Below are 25,820 nucleotides of genomic sequence, written 5' to 3' on the forward strand. Positions count from 1 at the left end.
CAGATCTCTCTTTATAATAGAAGAAAATGTTCACAAGTTTGTCACTATTATATTTTTAAGATATAGCGCTTTCCTTCCATAATATAGTGTTCTCTAGACGTAAGACTTCTATATTATATGTGATGTGTATATAACTTATGTTGTATATACCCTGTATATTTATCTCCCCCTCCCCCGTGCGCTGAGGGCGAAAAAAAACGAGAGGGGAATCCCCCTCTCGTCTGTTGTCTTACTTCGTTCCGAATAAACGGTCACCAGCATCACCAAGACCTGGAACTACATAACCATGGTCATTTAACTTCTCATCTAATGCTGCTATATAAATATCAACATCAGGATGCTCTTCCTGTACTACTTTTACTCCTTCTGGAGCAGCTACGATACACATTAATTTAATGTGCTTTGCACCGCGCTTTTTCAGAGAATTAATTGCTTCAGCCGCAGAACCACCTGTTGCTAGCATTGGGTCTAGTACGATAAAGTCACGCTCTTCTACATCCGTTGGAAGTTTCACATAGTATTCTACCGGTTGCAATGTTTCAGGGTCACGGTATAAACCAACGTGTCCTACTTTTGCTGCTGGAATTAATTTCAGAATTCCATCAACCATTCCTAAACCTGCACGTAAAATCGGAATTAAACCAAGTTTTTTACCAGCGATCACTTTTGTTGTCGCTTTGCTTACAGGCGTTTCAATTTCAATGTCTTTAAGTGGAAGGTCACGAGTAATCTCGAAAGCCATTAAGCTTGCTACTTCGTCCACTAATTCACGAAAATCTTTCGTACCTGTATTCTTATCGCGAATATATGTAATCTTATGTTGAATTAACGGGTGATCAAATACATACAGTTTTCCCATGTGAATCTCTCCTTTAGATGATATTCATGCGTTTACACGCTTTTTTACACTATTTACGATTGTAAAGAAAACGCTACTAATATTCAAGGGCAAATTTGGTAAAATCATGATTTTGCGATGAATCTATCTAGTATCTTTACCAATTATGGGAGCTGTATCCTTCATTATATCGCCAAAATTTATTCATCATTTGTATACATACTTTAAAAGCAATATATGTCCACAAAAAAAGACTACTAAAACAATTACGTTTCAGCAGTCTTTTTTAATCTATTATAGATTTGTATACATTGGGAATTTGCTCGTTAACGCTTCTACACGTTTGCGCGCTTCTTCTAGTTCAGCTTCATTCTCATGATTTTTTAATGTATGAGCAATAATTGCTGCAATCTCATCCATTTCTTCTGAACCAAAACCACGAGATGTTACCGCTGCTGTACCGATACGTACGCCGCTTGTTACAAATGGGCTTGCTGTTTCAAATGGAATCGTATTTTTATTCACTGTAATACCAACTTCATCTAATACGTGCTCTGCTACTTTACCCGTAATTTCTAAGTTACGAACATCAATTAAGATTAAATGATTGTCTGTTCCACCAGAAACAAGTGTAAGTCCTTCTTTTTGAAGGCCTTCAGCTAAACGATTCGCATTATTAATGATATTTTGTGCATATGTTTTAAAATCATCTTGTAGTGTCTCACCAAATGCAACAGCTTTTGCAGCAATTACATGCATAAGCGGGCCACCTTGAATACCAGGGAAGATTGATTTATCAATTTGTTTTGCAAATTGTTCTTCACATAAAATCATACCACCACGTGGGCCGCGTAATGTTTTATGTGTTGTTGTTGTAACGAAATGTGCATGTGGTACTGGATTTGGATGTAAACCAGCTGCTACTAAACCAGCGATATGTGCCATATCAACCATTAAGTATGCTCCCACTTCATCTGCAATCTCACGGAATCGTTTGAAATCGATAACACGAGGATATGCACTTGCACCTGCAACGATTAATTTTGGTTTATGTTCTTTCGCTTTTGCTAATACATCATCGTAATTAATGCGATGAGATTCAGCATCCACGCCATATTCTACGAAATTATATTGTACTCCACTGAAGTTAACAGGGCTTCCGTGTGTTAAGTGACCACCATGAGATAAATTCATACCAAGTACTGTATCGCCTTGCTCTAAAATCGTGAAGTATACTGCCATGTTCGCTTGTGCACCAGAATGTGGTTGAACATTTACATGCTCTGCGCCAAAAATTTCTTTCGCGCGATCACGTGCGATATCTTCTACTACGTCTACGTGTTCACAACCACCATAGTAACGTTTTCCAGGATATCCTTCAGCATACTTATTCGTTAAAACAGAACCTTGCGCCTCCATTACTGCTTCACTTACGAAATTTTCCGAAGCAATTAACTCAATCTTTGAACGCTGTCTTCCTAGTTCTGCCTCAATTGCAGCAAATACCTTTTCATCTTGACGTTTTAAATGATTCACCAAAATCCCCCTTTTCTGAACGAATTACATCAATTCCCAATAGTTTTTTCTCATTTATTCAGAAAAAACGAAAATTCAGGTTGTAATTCTTTCGAACCTTCATGTTTTCAACTACATTCTAACATGACTTTCTATATCATAAAAGAAAAAAAAAGACCAAAATTGGTCTTTTCTTTCTTCTATTATAAAGTCAGACTACATACCTTTTACCTTTCGATATAAAGCTGTTATAAGACTTTATAATTTTTCATGTTTAACGACAAGGAATAGCTTCTTCATTTGCCGCATAAACAGCACGTGCCCCACCTATTAGTTTCCCACGTGTTTTCGCCATCGTTACATGCGCACTTCCTATTTCCTTCACACTTGTACGAACCGGTACAGCTACATGCTTTAAATGCATACCGATAAATGTATCACCGATATCCATTCCTGCATCTGCTTTAATAAACTCAATTACTACCGGATCTTTAAAATTGTGATACGCATACGTCGCTAATGCACCACCTGCTGATCTAACAGGCGTAACTGTTACAATTTCAAATTGATATTTCATCGCTACATCTCTCTCAACTACTAAAGCACGATTTAAATGCTCACAACATTGAAACGCCAATTCAATACCTGTTCGTTCTTGAAATTGTTTAAATTCAGAAAAAATCGCCTCTGCCACTTCCATCGTTCCTGATGTTCCAATTCTTTCACCTAGCACTTCGCTCGTGCTACACCCCACTACAAAAATTTGGCCTCTTTGCAGTGAAGCTTGTTCTTGGAAATCAGAAAGCGACATTTGCAGCTGTTCTCTTACCTTTACGATTTCTGTCATTACGCCTCTTCCTTTCACAGGTTGGTTCACCAAATTATATTTCATACTACTTATAGTTAGAATCTATTACTTTGTTTCGTACGTTTTAATTTTTCCTACGCGGTTTTCGTGACGGCCACCTTCATAGTCAGTTGTTAGCCAAATTTTTGCGATATCACGCGCTAGACCAGCTCCAATTACACGCTCGCCCATTGCCAACATGTTAGTGTCATTATGCTCTCTCGTCGCTTTCGCACTGAAAGTATCATGAACTAATGCACAACGAATACCATTTACTTTGTTTGCTGCGATTGACATACCAATGCCTGTCCCGCAAACTAAAATGCCACGATCCACTTCACCATTTGCGACCATTTCTGCTGCCGGAAACGCAAAATCAGGGTAATCAACAGAACCAGCTTCACATTCACAACCTAAATCAATATATTCAATATTTAACTCTTCTAATAAACTTACAAGTTCTTTACGGATATTCATACCGCCGTGATCAGATGCTACTACTACTTTCATTTTTACCCCTCCAAAGTTTCAATCAATTATCTTCATTTCACACTCGCTACCTTAATGGAACGAAGCGATCTCCAATATCGTATTATACACGAAACATCAACCTTCTGAATGTTTTTTCAGTAAAGTTTGTACAAGTTTTTCCATCTCTTCTAACGTTTCTTTATAAATAGAAAGCGATCCGCCAAATGGATCTGAAATATCCTTACTTACACCCTCAGTTAATCCATATAATGTATCCAATTTCTTTTCAACACTCGGATAATGCCCAAGTACAATTTGCTTATGGTTTTCCGTCATTGTTACTACAATATCCGCCCAATCAACTAAAGTATCGTTTACCTGCTGTGCAGCATGATCGATTACAATTCCTTTTTCAGCTAAAGCTTCCTTTACATGTACCGACGCATCGCTTCCAGGATAGGCAAAAACACCAGCAGATTGCACTTCAAATTTACCTTCTCCATAATGACGAAGCAAAGCCTCAGCCATCGGACTACGGCATGTATTTCCAGTGCAAACAAATAACACCCGTTTCATCTAAACCCACCCCTTTTTTTCTGTTTCCTACCATTTATCCCCGATTGGTGAAGGCTAATAATCAGCAGGGGATGAACACCCTCCACTGATTAAAGTTTCACTTTATCATAGCGTACATTAGAATAGAACAAAAGAAATGTGAATATACGAAAGGCGCATTTCTCTTATATTTTTTCTAAGAAAAATGCGCCTTATCCACATATATGTGAAACCCTATTTCCAAGCGCCCAAAGTATTTACCATACATAATGAACACACTACGAAACAAAATAAGGAATCCATTTCATACGAAACAGATTCCTTTCATACAATAATTATTTCATTGTAACTTTCATTACTTCTGTTGAACCTTTTGTAGCTGTTACACCTATAGTTGTCTTAATAGACTCAGCTGCATCTGTGTTTGTAATAACGATTGGAGTAATTGTGCTTTTCGCTTTTTCACGAATTAATTCTAAGTCGAATGAGATTAATTTATCTCCAGCTTTTACAGATTGTCCTTCAGAAACGTGAGCTTCGAAACCTTCACCTTCCATTTTTACAGTTTCTAATCCAACGTGGATTAAAATTTCTGTACCGTTTTTCGCTTTAATTCCAATAGCATGTTTCGTGTGGAATAATTGTACGATTTCACCATCAACTGGAGATACAACTACACCTTCAGTAGGATCGATTGCAACACCGTCACCCATCATACGACCAGCGAATACTGGATCTGGTACTTCTTCAATATTTTTCACTGCTCCAGTTAATGGAGCTACGATTGTTTCTTCATTTGTTTTTGAACCAAAACCGAATAATTTTTTAAACATAGGATAGTCCTCCTTATAATTTACCTAAAAGTTTATAGGGCAATCTCTATTCAAGATCGAAATACACGTAAGACTTCATACTTCGAATGTTATACTGAAAAAACGCTTTCGAAATAAATCATGTCATTACTACTAGACTCTTATTGTAGCGCCTCACAAAATTCCAGTCAATTCTGATTGTCTGAATAACAATAAGAAGTTAACTTCTACTTATATTTTCTCTTTTTTTCACTTACTTGTCTAGAGGTCTTTACTACATTTTATTTTTTGTTATTAATTTGTAAAATTTCTTTCGAATTTTTATTGAAATCCACTTGACTAAAGTAAGTAACTATTTTATTATTACTTACATAAGATAAGTTAATAACTTTTAGGAGGTTTTTGAAATGATGGATATCGGTCTTCTTATTATTCGTCTTATTATAGGAATTACATTCATGGGTCACGGTGCTCAAAAATTATTCGGTTGGTTTGGTGGCTACGGGCTGAAAGGAACAGGTGGCTGGATGGAATCAATCGGCTTACGCCCTGGTGTATTTATGGCATTTATGGCTGGAGCAACTGAACTATTAGGTGGTTTCTTATTCGCAGCAGGTATTTTCACTGTAGTTGGTTCATTATTTATCGTAGGAACAATGTTAGTAGCAATCTTCACAGTTCACGGAAAAAATGGTTACTGGGTAACACAAAATGGATTTGAGTATAATTTAATGTTAATCGCTGTTGCAGTTGGTGTAGCTTTAATCGGCCCTGGTGCTTACGTTTTACTTTAATGTTTATCTCTATTTCGAGATATTTACCAAAAAAGAGGTTACTTCAAATTGAGGTAATCTCTTTTTTGCATCATCAAAAAAATATTATTTTCAGCAGGAGATTCCCATTGATATCTTGTAAACAAACAATAAGTATTCATATTTAGAAAGGGGATTACAACATGTTATCCATTAATCCAAACGAACAAACCGAAAAAGATAATTACAAATTACTAACAGGAAGTATCATTCCACGTCCTGTTGCATTCGTTACTTCTGTAACTAAAGATGGTGTATTGAACGGTGCGCCATATAGTTATTTCAATATCGTCGCTGCCAATCCACCACTTATCTCGGTTTCCGTACAACGCAAAGAAGGAAAACCGAAAGACACTTCCCGAAACGCAATCGAAAAAGGGGAATTTGTCGTACATATTTCTGATGAATCTTACGTAGAAGCGATCAATGAAACAGCAGCCAACCTACCTCCTAATGAAAGTGAAATCGAATTAGCAAAACTAACACCAATCGACAGTGATGTCATTTCAGTACCAGGGGTGAAAGAAGCAAACATTCGAATGGAATGCGTATTAGAACGCGCTATCCCGCTCGGCGGAACCGAAGACTCACCAGCTTGTGATCTACTAATTGGCCGCGTCGTTCGCTTCCACGTCGCAGAACACTTATACGAAAACGGTCGAATTCACGCCGAAGAACTAAAACCAATAAGCCGCCTTGCAGGACACAACTACGCAAAACTAGGAGAACAATTTGAATTAGTGAGGCCAATTTAAAAGTGGAGGCGGCTCATTCAGCTCTGACCAGCTAAGGTTCTTTCGCCCTAAAGGCGCTTTTTGCCTTTCGGGCGGAAGGTTCTTAGTGGCGAAGAGCTAGCCGCCGGAACTAGATATCAACCTAAAGGCGGAAGCGGCTCGCTCAGAATGAGAGGGGATGGAGCTTCTGACGTAGAGGCGCTTTTTGCCTCGCAGGAAGACGCGAAGCCACCGACCATTCTAGCCGCTGGAGCTGGATACAACTAAAAGTGGAAGCGGCTCGTTTAGAATCGTAGGACATTGGAGCTCTCGACCTTGAAGCGCTTTTTGCTTCTAGTGAGAGAGCGAAATGGCCGGAGATTCTAGCCGCTGGAACTGGATACAACTAAAAGCGGAACCTTAGACGCAAGGGCCTAGGAGGTGGAGCTAGATATCACCCTAAAAGCGCGACCGGCTCGTTCAGAATCATAGGGCATTGGAGTCTTTCATTATTCAAATATAAAATCCCCCGCTTAAAGCGGGGGATTTTTTCACTGTAATTCTTCCTTCTTCTCCTCTAATGCAGGTAATTTCTCTTTTTTAGATCTACCCAGCTTTATTACAAAGAAATATAAGGAAAGTAACGTAATAAGGAAAACAATTAAAAATGGATACGGTGAATAAAATGCACGCGCCGCCTCCGATTTTCCTGCAACAAATTTTAATGATTCGATATCTAAAAACTCAGCAAACATTTGTACACCGAGCATACTAAACCAAAAAACAAAAAAACTAATAATAATACCAAAAACTTGCTTTAATCTCGTCATTTGTACCATCCTTTCTATATTTGCGGAGTATTGTATTCAAATGCATAGAAAGGAATTAACTCACCATTCACGAATCAATTTAACCCAACCTAAAACCGCAATTTGCAAAATAACGCCCCAAAAGATAAGCCTACGTAACCACCTTGGAAAAAAAGTGATAAATACGACATACCATTTCAGCAACCTATTCATGTTCTCCACCCTCATATAAAATTATATAGGAAAAAGGAGATACAATCCAAACCCAACAAGAATAATACCACCTACTATTTCACCGTATGTACCAAGCATATTTTTGGCATGGCTACCAAGCAATAAACCCATCCAAGCTAGTAACATACTTATTAGTCCGAACAGTAATATCGTAATAATTGTCTCTGCTCCGTAAATTCCAAGACTAAGACCTACTGAAAAACTATCTATACTGACACCAAATGCAAATACAAATAAACTAATTCCAATTGGAGCAGTTCTAGTCTCTTCCCCTTCTAAAATAGACGAATATACGATATAAAACCCTAGCCCAATTAATAAAATAGCTCCTGCAAAATTCGCGACATCCCCATACCTCTCTGATAGAAAACGTCCTAGTACCATTCCGATAAATGGCATAATAATATGAAATATCCCAATCGTCATACCGATATAAAGGATTTGTCTTAACTTTAATGTTACCATCCCCATACCGAGGCTCACTGAAAATGCATCCATCCCCAGGGCGAATGCCATAATTATTAAAGGTATTAATTGTTCAAGTGTCATTCATATCCCCCCTCGGACGTGCTACTTCACAATATGCTTATCCGAGGAGAAATATTCTGTTTGCTAAAGGTACATTATCATTCAATAATAATCTGATGTCCCGCAGCTTTTGTTAAACGATTCATAATTGCATTTCCTATGCCTTCATTCGGGAATGATTCACTAAAAATAACATCTACTTCACTTGTATCAAACGTTCTAAGCACATCATATAACTTAGTCGCAACGCTGGCTAAATCGCTTCGCACACCACAAGACAATACAACATCTGCACTATACACATGCTGATACTCTTCTGTCGTTAATACACCTACTTTAAACCCTTCTTTCTTCTTCTCATCCACAATACGTTGAATAAACTCACGGGACCCTTCAACAATACTAAGTGGCGCTTTCGGTGCATAATGTGTATATTTCATTCCAGGTGATTTTGGTTTTTCTTTCTCATCCTTTAAAGCTGGATCTAAAGAAACATTTCCTATCACTGCTTCTAATTGCTCCTTCGTAATCCCGCCTGGACGTAAAATCGTCGGAACCTCGCTCGTACAATCAATTACAGTTGACTCAACGCCTACTCCTGTTGCCCCGCCATCAACAATACCAGCAATTTTCCCGTTTAAATCTTCATACACATGAGAAGCTAACGTTGGACTTGGGCGTCCTGAACGATTCGCACTCGGTGCCGCAACAGGCACGTTTGCCTCTTCAATAAGAGCGAGCGCTACTGGATGATCCGGCATCCTCACTCCGACTGTATTAAGTCCGGCCGTAACCCTCTCTGAAATCCCTTTTTTTCTCGGTAAAATGATTGTTAATGGTCCTGGCCAAAAATGCTCCATTAACTTTTCTGCAACCGGCGGAATTTCTCTTACGATACCATCTAACTGAGATTTTGTTCCTATGTGGACAATCAGTGGATTATCGCTCGGTCTCCCTTTCGCTTCAAAAATTTTCGCTATCGCTTCATCATCCATTGCGTTTGCTCCTAACCCATATACCGTTTCCGTTGGGAAGGCCACCGCTTCATTTTCTCTTAATAATCTCGCTGCTTCTTTTAATTGTGGATAATATTTTTTTCTTTCCACAACATTATCCACAACCCACATATTTGTATGCATTTTTTCCCACGTCCTTTTCTACCATGAAATACTTGTCTATTTTTAGTTTACTATGAGATTTATACAAAAGACAAACAAGGTTTATCCACAAAATGTGGATAAACCTTGTTAATCCGTGGATAACTTTGTGAATAGCTGACAATTTAGTATTATTGCATTTAGCTCTTTTATATTTTTACAAAAGTGTTCTAACTGTCGAATTTCCTCTGGCACTTCCTCTTTCTCTATAATGACAAAGTTAAAAAACTGAAAGATTGTCACAGATTGTGGATGATTTGTGAGTAAGTACAATTGTCGAATATCTTTTTCTTTCATATACTGCAAAAACATCTCAAAAAAATATAAGAAAGTCTGTTTATCCACATTAGGTGTGAATAAACAAGAACGGATAAGTGCATTTCCCCCACCTTGTTCATATCCAACTACCGCTCGTATTTCTCCCGCCTCTTCCAAGATCATAAATTGTGCGTACAACTCATTTATTTTATCATCTTTTTTATTAGCTTGTCCGAAAAAAGAATGCAATCTTTCTACATCTGCTTTCGTAGCAAAATACACGTTCTTCATAGTAAATCCCTCCTCATTGATATATATGAGGAAGGATTTGGTAATAGTACTATTTAGAGAATAAAGATGTAAAAACTTCGACGATAAATAATTTAACCTCTGGTTTTTCTTCTTCCTCTTCTACTGTTACATACTCATTTTCCTTTTCTTGTTTTTGCTCCACAGGTTTTTCCACTTTTTCCACAGTTGTTGTTTCTACTTTTTTTACAGGCTGTTCTTCTACTTGCGTTTCATGTTTTACTACTTTCTTTTCCTGGGCTGTTACTTTTTCAGCTTTTTCCGGCTTTACTACTTTCGTTTCTTTCACCTTATCCACTTTCTTCTCCGGTGCATCCACTACTTCCTCATCTGGTTGTCTCACCTGCTCCTCTTCAGGAGATTCAGCTTTCACAACATGTTCTTCTTTCCTTACAGCTGTACCACTTGAAAAATCTAAGAAACACATCGGTGGAAATAATACACACCACCAGTTTGCACCTTCACCTTTTCCAATTGTAATAAGTACCGCTTCATATTCTCCTGCCGGATAAATAAAATTCCCATATACCTTTGTAGGAAACTTCACATTCTTACCGAATTTCACTTGAAATGCCTCTTTACTTCCTTCTCTTTTCAGCGTATTCTCCACTGTCTTTTCAATTTCAGGAATATGATTTTGAATTACTTTTCGCGCTTCTTCAAATGACGTTAAATCCGCTACCCATCCATCAATTTGCGCTTTCACTTCATCACGTACTTTACGTTTTAATGCCTGATCTTTATCGGAATCACTATTAGCTAAAATACGTAATCGAACGGCCTCTTTCGGAATAACAGTAGGCCCTTTTGCATCAGCTTTCATATATCCAAACTGCACAAGTAACTGTGCACCAATTAATAATAAAAGAAAATAAGCAATAACTTGTTTTTTCATTTCCTCCACCGTCCCCTCTACAAACAGTGTGGACAGACTTTCATCTTTCTAAACTATTAAATTCAAAATCTATGTAAAAAACCGATAGAAAAGCATTTTTTCATTGGCGAGAGGGACTGGCCATGTATAGGAGCGGTCAGGGCCTTTTCCTGCCACGCACAAAGTTTTAAAACAAAGACAGGTAACAAAGTGTATGTCCATTTTTATCTTTATGACAGCAATCTATAGGTAATAAGGTGCGTATTTTCACTGGAATAATACTCCTTACCAAAATTCCAAATGAAATGTATGGCTGAGTAGTTACGAATTTTTCATACAAAAAATAGAGTAAGGCTTATACCTTACTCCATCTCTGCAAATACCATGCGATCTTTTCCATTAATGTCAAATACAACTTCAACTTGAGCGCGCGGGAAAGTTTGCTGTAATAATGCTTTCACATCTTCACCTTGCCCTACACCAATTTCAAACGCCACAATCGCCTTTTTCTGTAATACATTCGGCAATTCCTCCATAAAACGACGATAGAAATCTAGTCCATCTTCCCCACCAACAAGCGCACGCTTCGGCTCATGCTCCTTCACAACAGTAGAAAGACCACGCCAATCTTCCTCTGGTATGTACGGAGGATTGGAAACAACAACATCTAACTTCTGACCTGTTTCATAAAACGGAGACAGTAAATCGCCGTGATAGAAAGTTACATCCGCCCCTAAAGTTTTTGCATTTTCTTTTGCAACTTCAATCGACTCCTGCGCGATATCTACTGTATACACATGAAGATTTTTATTTTCTAAAGCGAGCGTAATAGAAATCGCTCCACTACCTGTTCCAATATCCGCTATGTGAAGCTCCTCATTACCGAAATGGCGCTCAATTCTCTCTAGCACCCCAACTATAAGTTCCTCTGTTTCCGGTCTTGGTATCAATACCTCTTCATTTACAAAGAATGAGCGGCCATAAAACATTTCATAACCGAGCATATATTGGATCGGAGTACCTTCTACGTGCTTGTGGATAAATTGTGCAAAACTTTTCTCTTGTTCCGCAGTTATTTCTTCACGCATATTCATGAGCATTCCAGTTCTGTTCGTCTTTAATACATGACAAAGGACAATTTCTCCCGCATTTTCATCTCGTCCATTTTCCTGTAAAAAAGAAGAAGCCCATTTCAGGGCTTCATAGACACGCATTACTCAGCTGCCTCCATCTTTTGAGCCTGATCTTCCATCACTAAGGCATTGATGAAATCATCTAACTTACCTTGTAGGATTTGATCTAGCTTTTGAATCGTTAAACCGATTCGATGGTCTGTAACACGGTTTTGCGGGAAATTATACGTACGAATACGCTCTGAACGATCTCCCGTACCAACAGCTTGTTTACGGTTTTGATCATACTCAGCTTGCGCTTCTTGTCTAAACTTATCATAAACACGTGCGCGTAATACTTTCATCGCTTTTTCTTTATTCTTAATTTGTGATTTCTCATCCTGACAAGATACAACTACACCAGTCGGTAAATGTGTTAAACGTACCGCTGACATCGTTGTATTAACGCTTTGTCCACCAGGGCCACTAGAAGCAAACGTATCAACACGAACATCTTTTTCATGAATATTAATTTCTACTTCTTCTGCCTCTGGTAATACAGCTACAGTTGCTGTAGATGTATGAATACGTCCACCAGATTCCGTTTCAGGAACACGTTGTACACGGTGAGCACCATTCTCGAATTTCAGCTTAGCGAAAGCACCTTTACCGTTAATCATAAAGATAATCTCTTTATATCCACCTAACTCTGTATAGCTCGCTTCGATAATTTCAGTTTTCCAACCTTGCACCTCAGCATAACGGCTATACATACGATATAAATCACCAGCAAATAAAGCTGCCTCGTCACCACCAGCAGCACCACGAACCTCAACGATAACGTTTTTATCATCATTAGGGTCTTTTGGAACAAGTAAAACTTTCAGACGCTCTGATAATACTTTTTCTTGACCTTCTAACTCAGAAACCTCTTCTTTTACCATGTCACGCATATCAGCGTCTAACTTATCTTCTAACATTGCTTTTGCATCTCTTAATTGCTCACGAACATCTTTATACTCACGGTACACCTCTACCGTATCCTGAATATCAGATTGCTCTTTTGAATACTCACGAAGCTTATTTGTATCGCTAATAACCTCTGGGTCACTTAACAACTCATTCAACTTCTCATAACGATCTTCTACAGCTTGCAAACGATCTAACACACCATTCACCTCTACATCCTAGTATCTAATACAAATAGTATATGGTACTTAATCAAAAAAACGCAAATTATATTTAAAAGCACAAGCGGCTCGCTCAGAATGGGAGGAGGTTGGAGCTTCTGACAGAGAGGCGCTCTTTGCCTCGCAGGAAGAAGCGAAACCACCGACCATTCTAGCCGCTGGAGCTAGATAATATTTAAAAGCGCAAGCGGCTCGCTCAGAATAGCTAAGGTTCTCTCGTACAAAAGGTGCTTTTTACCTTGAGTAGCGGAGGTTCTTAGACACGAAGAGCTCGCCACCAATCTTCATCTATTTTCGAAAAAAACCCGCTCTACATAGCGAGTTTCATTTATCTTTGTTTTGTAGGTACTGCATGACAATGACGACAACGTGGTTCATACGATTCTGAAGCCCCAACTAAAATAATTGGATCATCAAATGCCGCTGGTTCTCCATCGATTAAACGTTGCGTACGACTTGCAGGAGATCCACATTCAGAACAAACTGCCTGCAATTTAGTTACATGTTCAGCAATCGCCATCAGCTGAGGAACTTGTCCAAATGGTAGACCACGGAAATCTTGGTCTAATCCAGCTACAATGACACGATAGCCACGATTTGCCAATACTTGCACCACTTCCACAATGTCCCCATCAAAAAATTGTACCTCATCGATTGCAATAACATCCATTTCTTCTGTTACATGGTTAAATATATCTTTTGAAGCTGAAACAGGAACTGCTTTAACCTTTAATCCATTATGTGATACAACATCTTCTTCACTATAACGATTATCAATACATGGTTTAAATACAATCGCATGTTGTTTCGCAAATTGCGTACGGCGTATACGGCGGATGAGCTCTTCTGATTTTCCAGAAAACATACTCCCGCAAATCACTTCAATCCAACCATTTTGATTCATTAAGTACATTGAGCTCTCCTTTCATCTACTTTCCTAATCTAAAGTAGGGTAAAGGTTTAATATTTTCGCAAAAAAAACAGACAAGCGAATACATACACTTGCCTGTTTTATGTTCTTTATTACTTAATACCGTATTTCTTATTGAAGCGGTCAACACGTCCGTCTGCAGTAGCAAACTTCTGACGTCCAGTGTAGAATGGGTGAGAATCAGAACTGATCTCAATTTTTAGTAATGGATAAGTGTTACCATCTTCCCACTCAACAGTTTCGCTAGAGCCTTTTGTAGACCCGCTTAAGAATTTGAAGCCAGTGTTCGTGTCCATAAATACAACTTTATTGTAATTTGGATGGATTCCTGCTTTCATTCTTTTCATCTCCTTCCGCCCTGAATCATTTTCGAAACAGAGTTTTTCATCTTCAGCTGCTTACACAACTATATTGATGAAACACATATGATGAAATTATAACAAGGCTAACTCCATTTTGCAACTACCTGTTTTTGTCTTTTTAAAATTAAAAGTGGAGGCGGCTCGCTCAGAATCGTAGGACACTTCAAGCTCTCGACCCAAATATGATTTTCATCCCAAAAAACAAAATTATTTCCATATATTACTCTCTCTAATATTCCCTTAAAAACATAAAAAACTCGCTTACTACGAAATAAGCGAGTCCCAATCTTTTCCCTTTACTTAGTTGCTACATACCTTTTTGAGTCTGCAACAATGTTTTGTAAAAATTCTTCATTTGTCTTTGTTTGACGAAGTTTACGTAAGAAGCCTTCAACAAAGTCTGGTGTATCACGCATTGTTTTACGAATACCCCATAGTTTGTCTAAATGTTCTTTCGGAATTAATAGGTCTTCTTTACGCGTACCAGAGCGACGAATATCAATCGCTGGGAAGATACGGCGCTCAGCTAATGAGCGATCTAAGTGAAGTTCCATATTTCCAGTTCCTTTAAACTCCTCGTAAATTACATCATCCATACGAGACCCTGTATCAACAAGCGCTGTTGCTAAAATCGTTAAGCTACCGCCCTCTTCGATATTACGCGCAGCCCCGAAGAAACGCTTCGGTCTATGAAAAGCAGCTGGATCAATACCACCCGATAAGGTTCTACCACTCGGTGGAATAACAAGGTTGTAAGCACGCGCTAAACGGGTAATACTATCCATTAAAATGACAACGTCTCTTTTATGTTCTACAAGACGCATTGCACGCTCTAATACAAGCTCAGCTACTTTAATATGATTCTCTGGCACTTCATCAAAAGTAGAACTTACAACATCACCTTTAACAGAACGTTCAATATCTGTTACTTCCTCTGGACGCTCATCAATTAAAAGTACAATTAATTCTGCTTCCGGATGATTTGTTGTAACACTGTGTGCAATTTCTTTTAACAGACTTGTTTTACCAGCCTTTGGAGGCGCAACAATTAAACCACGTTGTCCAAATCCAACTGGTGCGATTAAATCCATGATGCGTGTCGGTAACTTTTTCGTTTCCGTCTCCAATTTCATTTGGCGATCTGGATATAACGGTGTTAATGCAGGGAAATGTACACGCTCTTTTGCTGAGTCTGGATCATCTCCATTTACAGCTTCAACTTGTAGCAATCCAAAATAGCGCTCATTTTCTTTCGGAGGTCGTACTTTACCAGAAACCTTATCTCCATTACGTAAATCGAAACGACGAATTTGCGAAGCCGAGATATAAATATCTTCTGAGCTTGGAGAATAATTGATAGGACGTAAGAATCCAAATCCTTCTGATTGAATAATTTCTAATACGCCTTCCATGAAAAAGAAACCTTCTTTTTCTGCTCGAGCTTTTAAGATAGAGAAGATTAGCTCTTTTTTCGTTAACTTGCTGTAATACGAAATCTTAAATTCCTTCGCAAGCTCGTATAACTCTTTTAATTTCATGTTTTCTAATGCTGCAATTGACAAATTCATTCAGACACCACACTTTAACGTTTTTCTCTTTTCACATGGGTAAAGGGGAAAAATACGGAAGGCAAATAAATAATAATGAAAGGCAATAAGTTCAAGTAGGGTAATATTCACTATTGTAACCCTTTTATCTAGTTTTAATCAATACATTGAAACACAAATACAAGAAGCGAAGACAAGAAAATTTATCTTCGCTTTTCATATTTCTTTCTTTTTTCTACTCGCCTGATTTTAAGGCAGAATAGATAAGGCATTTTTTCTTTTATTTAATCCAGTTCCAGCGGCTAGAATGGTCGGTGGCTTCACTTCTTCCTACGAGACAGAGAGCGCCTCTACGTCTGAAGCTCCATCCCCCTCCCATTCTGAACGAGCCGCTTACGCTTTTTATTTAATAACCAAATTCGGTTTTTTATTTAAGCTATGGCGGCCGTCTACGAAGCGTACTGTGCCTGATTTTGCACGCATAACAAGGGATTGTGTTGTTCCGACGCTACCTTTAAATTGAACGCCTCGTAATAGTTCTCCGTCTGTTACACCTGTTGCTGCAAAGATTGCATCGTCACCTTTTACTAAGTCTTCCATACGAAGGATACGATTGATATCTTCAATACCCATTTTTTTGCAACGCGCTAATTCAGCTTCGTTTTGAGGTAAGAGCTTCCCGTGAATTTCTCCACCTAAGCATTTTAATGCAACCGCAGCTAATACACCTTCAGGTGCTCCACCAGAACCGAATAAAATATCTACACCGGTACGGTCAAATGCTGTATTGATTGCTCCAGCTACATCTCCATCGTTAATTAATTTAATACGAGCACCAGCTTTACGAATTTCTTCGATAATTGCTTGATGACGTGGACGGTTTAAAACTGTCGCTACAACATCTTCGATATCTTTATTTTTCGCTTTCGCAACTGCACGTAAGTTGTCGATAATAGGTGCGTTAATATCAACTGCACCAACCGCTTCTGGACCAACCGCTATTTTATCCATGTACATGTCAGGAGCATGTAACAAATTGCCGTGATCTGCAATTGCAATAACAGCAAGCGCATTCCAGCCGCCAGCCGCTACGATATTGGTCCCTTCTAAAGGATCAACTGCAACGTCTACGCGTGGTCCATATCCTGTACCCAATTTCTCTCCGATATATAGCATTGGCGCTTCATCCATTTCACCTTCGCCAATTACAACTGTACCTTTCATCGGAATTGTATCAAATACATCACGCATAGCTGATGTTGCTGCACCATCTGCCTCATCTTTTTTTCCGAGCCCCATCCAACGCGCTGATGATAATGCTGCAGCCTCTGTTACACGTACTAACTCCATAGATAAACTTCTTTCCACAATAATCCCTCTCCTTTAAGTCTTTATATTTCTGCCGTATTTTGTGAACCGTGTTTTTCTATAAAGTGTACTTCCGTTAGTAGTGATTCTTCGCTCCCCATTAACGGAAGTATCACCACCTTATCCCGATTGGTGAGGGCTAATAATCGGCATGGGATATCCCATACTGATTAAAGTTTCACTTTATGCATTCTTCATTTCTTCAATTTCTTGCTTTGTCATTTGTTCTCGCCAAATGTTTGCACCAAGCCCTTTAAGCTTGTCTACTATATTTTCGTAACCTCGATCAATATGATCAAGTCCCGTTACTTCTGTAATGCCATCTGCCATTAAACCCGCAATAACAAGGGACGCACCAGCTCGTAAGTCACTCGCTTTCACCTTCGCACCTTGCAATAAAACAGGTCCAGTCACAATCGCTGAACGGCCTTCTACTTTAATCTGTGCGTTCATACGGCGCAATTCATCAATATGCTTGAAACGTGCGCTGTAAATTGTATCAGTTACAACTCCTGTTCCATGCGCTTTTGTTAAAAGCGTTGTAAACGGCTGTTGTAAATCTGTTGGAAACCCTGGATATACAAGCGTTTTTACATCAACTACTTTTAACTTTCTATTGCCGTTCACTGTAATTTGGTCATCGTTCGTTTCAACTTGAACACCAGCTTCTCTTAGCTTCGCAGTAACGGATTCTAAATGCTGAGGAATAACATTATCAACTGTTACTTCTCCTCCTGACGCTGCTCCTAAAATCATATACGTACCAGCTTCAATACGATCTGGAATGATAGTGTGGTGACAACCATGTAAAGAATCCACACCATCAATTCGGATTACGTCTGTACCAGCACCTTTAATACGTGCTCCCATACTCGTTAACAATGTAGCTACATCAATAATCTCTGGTTCTTTTGCTGCATTTTCAATAACAGTTCTACCTTTCGCTCGTACAGCCGCTAGCATAATATTAATCGTAGCTCCTACACTAACAACATCTAAATAAATACGCGCTCCACGTAGTTCATCTGCTCTTAAATAAATGGCACCTTGTTCATTTGTAACATGTGCCCCTAACGCTTCAAACCCTTTAATATGCTGATCAATCGGTCGTGGCCCTAAATGACATCCACCTGGAAGCCCAATAACAGCTTTTTTAAAACGGCCAAGCATTGCACCCATTAAATAATAAGAGGCGCGCAATTTTTTCACTTTTCCATTTGGTAAAGGCATCGCAACCATGTTAGAAGGATCGACTACCATCTCTTCTTCCTGCCCATAAGTTACTTTCCCTCCAATTTCCTCTAGTAAGTCTCCTAATATTTTCACGTCCGAAATATTAGGAACGCCACCGATAGTTACTGGAGTATCTGCTAAAATTGTCGCTGGAATTAGTGCAACAGCACTGTTCTTTGCACCACTCACACGAATCGTTCCATTTAAAGCTCTTCCGCCTTCAATTAGCAATTTTTCCATATTGAGCTCCCTTCTTGTGAATGTATTTATCTTCTACTTCTTTATAAGAAGAAGTAGAAGATTCCCCCTTAAGAATCCCAATCACTCTTTCCATCCTGAAACCCAATAAGTAGAAAACCATCACCTGTAGCTCCCCTGCTGTACAAATAGATGAAGATTAACTATTCATCGAATCAAATTCCTCAATTCAGATACTTACCACATTTATTAATAGGACTATGCACATTATTTTCTATATTCGCAAACCAAAAATTCACTTTATAAAATCTTTAGACTTGTTCACGCTTTCATTATACAACGAAAGGAAACCGTCTAAAAGACTAGACGGTTTCCAAAACGGAATTTTATTCTTACGCTTTACCGTTAGAACCGAACTCACGCATTTTACCAGCAACAGTTGCTTTAATAGCGTCGCGGCCAGGTCCAATATATTTACGAGGATCGTAAACTTCTTGGTCTTTGTTTAATGCTTCACGAACAGCTTTTGTAAACTCAATTTGGTTCTCAGTGTTTACGTTAATTTTTGAAGTACCTAAAGAAATAGCTTTTACGATATCAGCAGTTGGGATACCAGTACCACCGTGTAATACTAAAGGTACGCCAGTGAAGTCGCGAACTTGTTCCATTTCAGCGAATCCTAAGTTAGGCTCACCTTTGTAAGGACCGTGTACAGAACCTAAAGCTGGAGCTAGGCAATCGATACCTGTTGCTTCAACAAGGTGTTTACACTCTTCAGGATTAGCGTAGATAACGCCTTCAGCGATGATGTCATCTTCTTGTCCGCCAACTGTACCAAGCTCAGCTTCTACAGATACGTTACGAGCATGTGCGTATTCTACCACTTTTTTAGTAGTTTCAACGTTCTCATCGAATGGGTGGTGAGAAGCGTCGATCATTACAGATGTGAAACCTGCATCGATTGCTTCTTTACATTTTTCGAAGCTTGAACCATGGTCAAGGTGAATCGCTACAGGAACAGAAATGTTCATTTCTTCGATTAAAGCTTTAACCATAGCTACAACTGTTTTGAAACCAGTCATATGACGAGCTGCACCCTCAGATACACCTAAGATTACAGGAGATTTTTCTTCTTCCGCAGCAGCTAAGATAGCTTGAGTCCACTCTAAGTTGTTCATGTTGAATTGACCAACTGCGTATTTTCCTTCTAGTGCTGTGTTTAGCATTTCTTTCATAGAAACTAAAGGCATGGTGAATCCTCCTAAAAAACGTTTTTTGTATCCGATAAGTTCTTATCGCTGGTAGTATGACCAGAATAAGGTAAAATATGTATATTTACATACCGGACTTCTTTCTACACTCAATAGGATAACAACTTGTACTCAAAAACTCAACCGTATTCACCTGCTCAATAGTCCATGTAAACGCTTTTTTCCATATTTTTTATAAAAAATTCATTTTTTACGCCTCTACAGCAAGCTGATCTCTCACTGCTTGACGAATCTCATCAATATCAAACGGTTTAGCAAAGTGCATTAAAGCTCCTAAATCTTTCGCTTCTTGAATCATATCCAATTCTCCATAAGCAGTCATTAAAATCACTTTAATACTCTCATCAATTTCTTTTACATGTTTTAAAATCTCTATACCATCCATACCTGGGATTTTCATATCTAACACTACTAAATCTGGATTATCTTTTTTCACGATATCTAAAGCTTGAAATCCATTCGCTGCTTGAAACGTCTGATAACCTTCTTTTTGGAACACTTCATGCAATAAAACACGAATGCCATATTGATCATCAACGATTAAAATTTTTCCTTCCATAACTCCCAACCTTTCTGTGTAAGTACAAGATTTAAAGCTTCTTATATCTTATCGGTTTATTTTCGCTACTCTTTGCCAAATCCCTTCCTATTCTTTCTTATTTTACCGTTTCCTATTTTGTTATGCCACCCTACTATTTCCCCTTTCCAAAAAAAATAAGCTATAATGAGAACCAGCTAACACGAAAGAAAGGAGCAACAACATGTTAAAAATTTTCTCGACTCAATTAAGTGGATATTTCTCCAGAATTTCTCAAAAAGAAGAAATGAATATAGAAGATAGCGCTCGTCTACTTGCCCAGGCGTTAATTGGTGACGGCTTCATTTACTTGCATGGTACAAACGAAATGGAGGGTATTGTTTCAGAAGCATTATTTGGTGCCGAACCAATGAAACAGGCAAAACGTTTAATAGAAAACGGTGAACTGGCGGCAGTGACTTCTGCGGACCGCGTACTTCTTATTAGTCGTTTTTCGACAGATGAAGAAATTATAACAACCGCGAAAAAACTTCATGAAGACGGCCAATCTATCGTTGGAATCTCGGCTATTCAAGAAGGTGCTGAATCACTGGAACAATATACAGATGTACATATTGATACAAAGCTGTTAAAAGGTCTTATTCCAGATGATGAAGGTAACCGCTACGGGTTCCCAAGTTTAATTATAACTTTATTTGCTTATCACGGATTGAAATTTACAATTGATGAAATGTTAAACGAATATTAAAAAAAGCGCCCTATTTCAGGCGCTTTTTTTTATTACTTGCTCTCTTTATTCGTAATAGAAGCACTTACGAAATCATGGAACAATGGTTGCGGACGGTTTGGACGAGATACAAGTTCTGGATGGAACTGTGCTGCCACGAACCAAGGATGATCTTGTAATTCAATAATTTCCACTAGACGACCGTCTGGGCTTGTACCAGAGAATACAAATCCTTCTTTTTCCATATCTGGACGGAATTGATTGTTGAACTCATAACGATGACGATGACGCTCATATATAACCGGCTCGTTGTAAGCATTGTAAGCATTTGTTTCTTCAGCAAGCTTACATGGGTATAGACCAAGGCGAAGTGTACCACCTAAATCTTCTACATCTTTTTGTTCTGGTAATAAATCGATAATTGCATAAGGTGTGTCAGGATTAATTTCAGAAGAGTTAGCTCCTTCTAATCCTAATACGTTACGTGCAAATTCGATTGATGCAAGTTGCATACCTAAGCAAATTCCTAAGAATGGAACTTTGTTTTCACGAGCATATTGAATTGCAACGATTTTACCTTCTACACCACGATCGCCGAAGCCACCTGGTACAAGGATACCATCTGTGTCGCCAACTAATTCTTTTACGTTCTCTGCTGTTACGTGCTCAGCGTTTACCCATTTCACTTCTACATCTGTGTCGAATGAATAACCTGCATGACGAAGTGCTTCTACAACAGAAATATATGCGTCTTGAAGCTCTACGTATTTACCAACAAGAGCAATTTTTGTTTTCTTAGAAAGGTTACGTACTTTATTAACTAGTGCAGTCCAATCTGTCATATCTGCAGCAGGATTGTCTAATTTTAAGTGATCGCAAACGATTTGGTCCATGTTTTGTTCTTGAAGAGCTAATGGAACCGCATATAAAGTATCTGCATCGCGTGCTTCGATAACTGCTTTTGTATCGATGTCACAGAATAATGCAAGCTTGTCTTTCATGTCCTGAGAAACAGGTAATTCTGTACGAACAACGATAATGTTCGGCTGAATACCTAAGCTGCGAAGCTCTTTAACGCTATGTTGCGTTGGTTTTGTTTTCATTTCACCCGCTGCTTTTAAGTACGGGATTAACGTACAGTGAATGTACATTACATTGTCACGACCGATGTCGCTCTTAATTTGACGAATTGCTTCTAAGAATGGTAGAGACTCGATATCACCAACAGTTCCACCGATTTCTGTAATAACAACGTCGGCGTTTGTTTCGCGACCAGAACGATATACACGTTCTTTAATTTCGTTAGTAATGTGAGGAATAACTTGAACTGTTCCTCCTAAATATTCACCACGACGCTCTTTTTGAAGAACTGAAGAGTAAATTTTACCTGTTGTTACGTTGCTGTATTTATTTAAGTTGATGTCGATAAAACGCTCATAGTGACCTAGGTCTAAGTCCGTTTCTGCACCATCATCTGTTACGAATACCTCACCGTGTTGGTATGGGCTCATAGTCCCTGGGTCTACGTTAATGTATGGATCAAACTTTTGAATAGTTACGTTTAAACCACGATTTTTTAAAAGTCTTCCAAGAGATGCTGCTGTAATACCTTTACCTAAAGACGATACTACACCGCCTGTTACAAAAATATACTTAGTCATGAAAATACTCCCTTCTACTTCGTTGTTATATAATCACCGTTGCAAAGCGCAACGTATGTAGATAACACTGTATCTATCTTATTGTTAGGCTCTTTTTATTTTCTAAACAAAAAACAAAAAAGAAAATTGCTCCCCTCATCACATAAAGTAATAAGTAGGGAGCAATTTTCTTTTATATTTACACTTTAAAAGTATTATCGTCCTTTTTTAAAGAGCCCAAAAATGATTCTACATGGACGATAATGAAAAGTCAAGAACTAACGCTCTTCCTCTTCTTCTTCTTCAGTTTCATCGTACTCAAGTTCTTCTTCTGCGAAGTCTTCATCATCTTCTTCTACATCATCAAGATCATCTTCATCATCTGCGTCTTCTTCTTCAAGAACCTTGTCCAAATCTTCTACATCTTCTTCTTGGTCTGCATTTCCTTCTGCATCGCCGAATTCATCTTCATCTTCTTCGATGTAGTCGTCAAAACCGTCCTCTTCAACTTTACGTTTCTTCTTCGGTTTTGGCTGAGGCAGAATTTCTTCATCAATTTGCTCATATGGGTACCAGCTGCGTAGCCCCCAACGATTTTCTCCTAAATTAATGAAACGTCCATCGATGTTTAAATCTGTATAAAATTGTGCGAGTTTCGTATTAACTTGCCCTTGAGATAGTCCCAGCACTTGAGCGATTTCTTGAACCAACTCGTTGAATGTCGTTGCTTGTCTTTTATTCCCTAAAACGCTATGTACAACTTCAATCATTGAACATTCTTTTAGCTCTTCTGGTGAATATTGCTTAAAATTCACTTATGCGGCACTTCCTTTCTTCAAATATAACCTTATATACAACGGTCTGCTTAAAAAAATCCATACTATTCATTATAAACAAAAGTCGCACAAATATGCTACAAAAAAAAAACGGGAAACTTTATATGGTAATAAAGTGAAACTTTAATCAGTGGGGTTTTGTTCATCCCCCACTGATTATTAGCCTTCACCAATCGGGCGTTTACGGGCGTTTGATCTCCCACCTAACTTCTTTGTTCCAGCCGAATTTTGAGGTGGGAGTCTTACTGCCCACAAATAGCGGGATAAAATTATAATTTGTCCATTCCTTATTTCGGAAACATATGCGCACCTTGCAGTACATACCTAATTTGCATTTCTGTATATTCTTCGAGAGTATACAGTTTTTGCAGGGCCCAACGTCTAAATCCCCACATTTGTCCTTGTATGAAAATATTATGTGCAAGAAGCTGTATTTCCTTTTTATTTAGTGTAAATGTCCCATTTTCCGTACACTGCTCTAAAATATTCTCAAACATCCCGACCATCTGAAACTCTTTTTCTAATACATATGGGAGTGATTCTTTCGGTAAAAAACGTACCTCTTGATACATAATTAATACTTCTTCTTGCAATTCATCCATCACTTTAAAATAATTCGTTATCGCTATCTTTAAGCTTTCTATACTTCCCTTCTCTGTACACACTACTTTCTCTAACCGCTCTTTTACATGTTCATAAATACTATCACAAACTAAATATAATACATCATCTTTTGTGCGAATGTATTCATAAAGTGTTCCGATACTAAATCCAGCCGCTTTCGCAATTTCTCTCGTTGTTGTACGCGGGAATCCTTTTTGCTTAAACAGCTGCACCGCACCTTTAATCATTTGTTCACGCCTTAACGCAACTAATTTTTCATCTTTCACTGACGCATGTACATTATGTTTAACCATCCCTTCACCTCTCTCTATTATTTTTGGAAGTAAAAAGCGTAGGAAAATACCTACGCTTTCGTTCCTACTTCGTTAACATACGAGAAATTACAAGCCTTTGAATCTCTTGTGTTCCCTCATATATTTGTGTAATCTTTGCATCGCGCATATAACGCTCTACTGGATAATCTTTCGTATAACCATAACCACCAAATACTTGTACTGCTTCAGTCGTTACCTTCATCGCTGTATCACCTGCAAATACTTTTGACATCGCTGACTCTTTCCCGTACGGAAGCCCTTCAGATTCAAGCCAAGCCGCTTGATATGTTAAAAGACGCGCTGCCTCTACATCAGTTGCCATATCTGCAAGTTTAAAGCCAATTCCTTGTTGCGCCGCAATCGGCTTCCCAAACTGATGACGTTCTCTTGCATATTCTACAGAAGCATCTAAAGCGGATTGTGCAATCCCAACCGCTTGCGCCGCAATACCATTACGACCGCCATCTAACGTTTGCATCGCAACTTTAAATCCTTGGCCCTCTTCCCCTAGCATATTCTCTACAGGAATACGGCAGTCTTCAAACATAATTTCAGTCGTTGGCGAAGAGCGAATTCCTAACTTACTTTCCTTCTTCCCAACTGAAAACCCTAGCGTATCACTCTCCACAATAAATGCACTCGTGCCGCGCTGCTTCGAATCAGGATCTGTTAATGCAAAAACAACATAAATATCAGCAATGCCGCCATTTGTAATAAAGATTTTCGAACCATTTAAAATGTAATGGTCTCCATCTCGTTTTGCAGTCGTCCTCATTCCACCAGCATCTGATCCAGAGCTTGGTTCTGTTAAGCCATATGCACCAATTTTCTTCCCTTCAGCCATTGGGCGCAAAAACTTTTGTTTTTGCTCTTCCGTTCCAAATTTAAAAATTGGCCATCCAGCAAGTGAAGTATGTGCAGACAACGTTACACCTGTAGAAGCACAAACGCGGGATAACTCTTCAACGGCAATTACATACGCCAAGTAATCGCTTCCAATTCCGCCGTATTCTTCAGGCCACGGAATACCGGTCAAACCAAGCTCTGCCATTTGATCGAATAAAGCGCGATCAAATCGCTCTTCCTCATCACGCTCTGCTGCTGTCGGTGCTACTTCATTCCTTGCAAAATCCCGAACCATTTTCCTTATCATTTCATGTTCTTCTGATAATTTAAAATGCATTCCCGTCTCCCCCT

The 25,820-nt window shown here is 38.7% G+C and carries 28 protein-coding genes; 3 read left to right on the forward strand and 25 right to left on the reverse strand.

The window, feature by feature from the left end; genetic code table 11:
* Positions 1-229: 229 nt before the first annotated feature.
* The 6 genes from upp to MHB76_RS25280 form a co-directional block, all read right to left on the reverse strand.
* Complete coding sequence (gene upp / locus MHB76_RS25255; RefSeq protein WP_002113046.1) at positions 230-859, reverse strand: uracil phosphoribosyltransferase; 630 nt, start codon at positions 857-859, stop codon at positions 230-232.
* A gap of 273 nt (positions 860-1,132) precedes the next feature.
* Positions 1,133-2,374, reverse strand: a complete 1,242-nt coding sequence (glyA, locus tag MHB76_RS25260) for a serine hydroxymethyltransferase (protein WP_002159781.1) — start codon at positions 2,372-2,374, stop codon at positions 1,133-1,135.
* Positions 2,375-2,627: 253 nt separating this feature from the next.
* Positions 2,628-3,200 (reverse strand): TIGR01440 family protein, encoded by a 573-nt coding sequence (locus tag MHB76_RS25265; RefSeq protein WP_002159780.1) that lies wholly within the window; start codon positions 3,198-3,200, stop codon positions 2,628-2,630.
* 66 nt (positions 3,201-3,266) lie between these two features.
* Positions 3,267-3,710 carry a ribose 5-phosphate isomerase B gene (rpiB, locus tag MHB76_RS25270; protein ID WP_000869917.1) on the reverse strand — a complete coding sequence of 148 codons (444 nt, stop codon included), beginning with the start codon at positions 3,708-3,710 and terminating at the stop codon, positions 3,267-3,269.
* Between the two features lie 96 nt (positions 3,711-3,806).
* On the reverse strand, positions 3,807-4,247 hold the full coding sequence (locus MHB76_RS25275) for a low molecular weight protein arginine phosphatase (RefSeq protein ID WP_016106715.1): 441 nt from the start codon (positions 4,245-4,247) through the stop codon (positions 3,807-3,809).
* A 314-nt stretch (positions 4,248-4,561) separates the two neighbouring features.
* Positions 4,562-5,059 carry a PTS sugar transporter subunit IIA gene (locus MHB76_RS25280; protein ID WP_002159778.1) on the reverse strand — a complete coding sequence of 166 codons (498 nt, stop codon included), beginning with the start codon at positions 5,057-5,059 and terminating at the stop codon, positions 4,562-4,564.
* Positions 5,060-5,445: 386 nt separating this feature from the next.
* On the opposite strand from MHB76_RS25280, the gene MHB76_RS25285 reads away from it, so the two are divergent.
* The gene (locus MHB76_RS25285) at positions 5,446-5,832 is read left to right on the forward strand and encodes a DoxX family protein (protein WP_002144734.1); all 387 of its coding nucleotides are present in this window, start codon (positions 5,446-5,448) and stop codon (positions 5,830-5,832) included.
* A 161-nt stretch (positions 5,833-5,993) separates the two neighbouring features.
* Positions 5,994-6,605, forward strand: a complete 612-nt coding sequence (locus MHB76_RS25290; RefSeq protein ID WP_016106716.1) for a flavin reductase family protein — start codon at positions 5,994-5,996, stop codon at positions 6,603-6,605.
* A gap of 509 nt (positions 6,606-7,114) precedes the next feature.
* Here the strand turns inward: MHB76_RS25290 and MHB76_RS25295 are convergent.
* The 15 genes from MHB76_RS25295 to spo0F form a co-directional block, all read right to left on the reverse strand.
* On the reverse strand, positions 7,115-7,393 hold the full coding sequence (locus tag MHB76_RS25295; protein WP_002159775.1) for a DUF3935 domain-containing protein: 279 nt from the start codon (positions 7,391-7,393) through the stop codon (positions 7,115-7,117).
* 60 nt (positions 7,394-7,453) lie between these two features.
* Positions 7,454-7,585, reverse strand: a complete 132-nt coding sequence (locus MHB76_RS25300) for a hypothetical protein (RefSeq protein ID WP_016100275.1) — start codon at positions 7,583-7,585, stop codon at positions 7,454-7,456.
* A gap of 21 nt (positions 7,586-7,606) precedes the next feature.
* The gene (locus MHB76_RS25305) at positions 7,607-8,155 is read right to left on the reverse strand and encodes a manganese efflux pump MntP (RefSeq protein ID WP_002159774.1); all 549 of its coding nucleotides are present in this window, start codon (positions 8,153-8,155) and stop codon (positions 7,607-7,609) included.
* Positions 8,156-8,232: 77 nt separating this feature from the next.
* A complete protein-coding gene (locus MHB76_RS25310) occupies positions 8,233-9,273 on the reverse strand; it encodes an L-threonylcarbamoyladenylate synthase (protein WP_340988025.1) in 1,041 nt (346 codons plus the stop codon).
* Between the two features lie 108 nt (positions 9,274-9,381).
* The gene (locus tag MHB76_RS25315; protein ID WP_340988027.1) at positions 9,382-9,840 is read right to left on the reverse strand and encodes a mechanosensitive ion channel protein; all 459 of its coding nucleotides are present in this window, start codon (positions 9,838-9,840) and stop codon (positions 9,382-9,384) included.
* Positions 9,841-9,889: 49 nt separating this feature from the next.
* Positions 9,890-10,753, reverse strand: coding sequence for a stage II sporulation protein R (gene spoIIR / locus MHB76_RS25320; RefSeq protein ID WP_340988029.1), 864 nt, complete (start codon positions 10,751-10,753; stop codon positions 9,890-9,892).
* A 341-nt stretch (positions 10,754-11,094) separates the two neighbouring features.
* The gene (gene prmC, locus MHB76_RS25325; protein ID WP_002159772.1) at positions 11,095-11,946 is read right to left on the reverse strand and encodes a peptide chain release factor N(5)-glutamine methyltransferase; all 852 of its coding nucleotides are present in this window, start codon (positions 11,944-11,946) and stop codon (positions 11,095-11,097) included.
* A complete protein-coding gene (prfA, locus tag MHB76_RS25330; RefSeq protein ID WP_002144724.1) occupies positions 11,946-13,013 on the reverse strand; it encodes a peptide chain release factor 1 in 1,068 nt (355 codons plus the stop codon). The genes prmC and prfA overlap by 1 nt, the downstream gene beginning before the upstream one ends.
* Positions 13,014-13,362: 349 nt before the next feature.
* Positions 13,363-13,947, reverse strand: a complete 585-nt coding sequence (locus MHB76_RS25335; protein WP_002016305.1) for a thymidine kinase — start codon at positions 13,945-13,947, stop codon at positions 13,363-13,365.
* Positions 13,948-14,057: 110 nt separating this feature from the next.
* Positions 14,058-14,303, reverse strand: a complete 246-nt coding sequence (locus tag MHB76_RS25340) for a type B 50S ribosomal protein L31 (RefSeq protein WP_000643447.1) — start codon at positions 14,301-14,303, stop codon at positions 14,058-14,060.
* A gap of 320 nt (positions 14,304-14,623) precedes the next feature.
* On the reverse strand, positions 14,624-15,895 hold the full coding sequence (gene rho, locus MHB76_RS25345; RefSeq protein WP_002159771.1) for a transcription termination factor Rho: 1,272 nt from the start codon (positions 15,893-15,895) through the stop codon (positions 14,624-14,626).
* Between the two features lie 381 nt (positions 15,896-16,276).
* The gene (glpX, locus tag MHB76_RS25350) at positions 16,277-17,242 is read right to left on the reverse strand and encodes a class II fructose-bisphosphatase (RefSeq protein WP_078174951.1); all 966 of its coding nucleotides are present in this window, start codon (positions 17,240-17,242) and stop codon (positions 16,277-16,279) included.
* 183 nt (positions 17,243-17,425) lie between these two features.
* On the reverse strand, positions 17,426-18,715 hold the full coding sequence (gene murA / locus MHB76_RS25355) for a UDP-N-acetylglucosamine 1-carboxyvinyltransferase (protein WP_078174952.1): 1,290 nt from the start codon (positions 18,713-18,715) through the stop codon (positions 17,426-17,428).
* A 350-nt stretch (positions 18,716-19,065) separates the two neighbouring features.
* Positions 19,066-19,923 (reverse strand): class II fructose-bisphosphate aldolase, encoded by an 858-nt coding sequence (locus MHB76_RS25360; protein WP_002159768.1) that lies wholly within the window; start codon positions 19,921-19,923, stop codon positions 19,066-19,068.
* 211 nt (positions 19,924-20,134) lie between these two features.
* Positions 20,135-20,503 carry a sporulation initiation phosphotransferase Spo0F gene (spo0F, locus tag MHB76_RS25365; protein WP_000398592.1) on the reverse strand — a complete coding sequence of 123 codons (369 nt, stop codon included), beginning with the start codon at positions 20,501-20,503 and terminating at the stop codon, positions 20,135-20,137.
* Between the two features lie 202 nt (positions 20,504-20,705).
* Between spo0F and MHB76_RS25370 the strand changes: the two genes are divergently transcribed.
* Positions 20,706-21,230 (forward strand): DUF2529 domain-containing protein, encoded by a 525-nt coding sequence (locus tag MHB76_RS25370; RefSeq protein ID WP_002159767.1) that lies wholly within the window; start codon positions 20,706-20,708, stop codon positions 21,228-21,230.
* A 32-nt stretch (positions 21,231-21,262) separates the two neighbouring features.
* Here the strand turns inward: MHB76_RS25370 and pyrG are convergent, their stop codons facing one another.
* The 4 genes from pyrG to acdA all read right to left on the reverse strand — a co-directional run bounded on the left by pyrG (position 21,263) and on the right by acdA (position 25,806).
* Positions 21,263-22,870 (reverse strand): CTP synthase, encoded by a 1,608-nt coding sequence (gene pyrG, locus MHB76_RS25375; protein WP_016106722.1) that lies wholly within the window; start codon positions 22,868-22,870, stop codon positions 21,263-21,265.
* A gap of 257 nt (positions 22,871-23,127) precedes the next feature.
* Positions 23,128-23,664, reverse strand: coding sequence for a DNA-directed RNA polymerase subunit delta (gene rpoE, locus MHB76_RS25380; protein ID WP_016106723.1), 537 nt, complete (start codon positions 23,662-23,664; stop codon positions 23,128-23,130).
* Positions 23,665-23,972: 308 nt separating this feature from the next.
* Positions 23,973-24,602 (reverse strand): TetR/AcrR family transcriptional regulator, encoded by a 630-nt coding sequence (locus MHB76_RS25385; RefSeq protein WP_002159764.1) that lies wholly within the window; start codon positions 24,600-24,602, stop codon positions 23,973-23,975.
* 64 nt (positions 24,603-24,666) lie between these two features.
* On the reverse strand, positions 24,667-25,806 hold the full coding sequence (gene acdA, locus MHB76_RS25390; RefSeq protein ID WP_002159763.1) for an acyl-CoA dehydrogenase AcdA: 1,140 nt from the start codon (positions 25,804-25,806) through the stop codon (positions 24,667-24,669).
* Positions 25,807-25,820: the final 14 nt, after the last annotated feature.

The sequence above is a fragment of the Bacillus sp. FSL M7-1345 genome, from assembly GCF_038006985.1.
In the GTDB taxonomy this organism is placed as follows: domain Bacteria; phylum Bacillota; class Bacilli; order Bacillales; family Bacillaceae_G; genus Bacillus_A; species Bacillus_A cereus_U.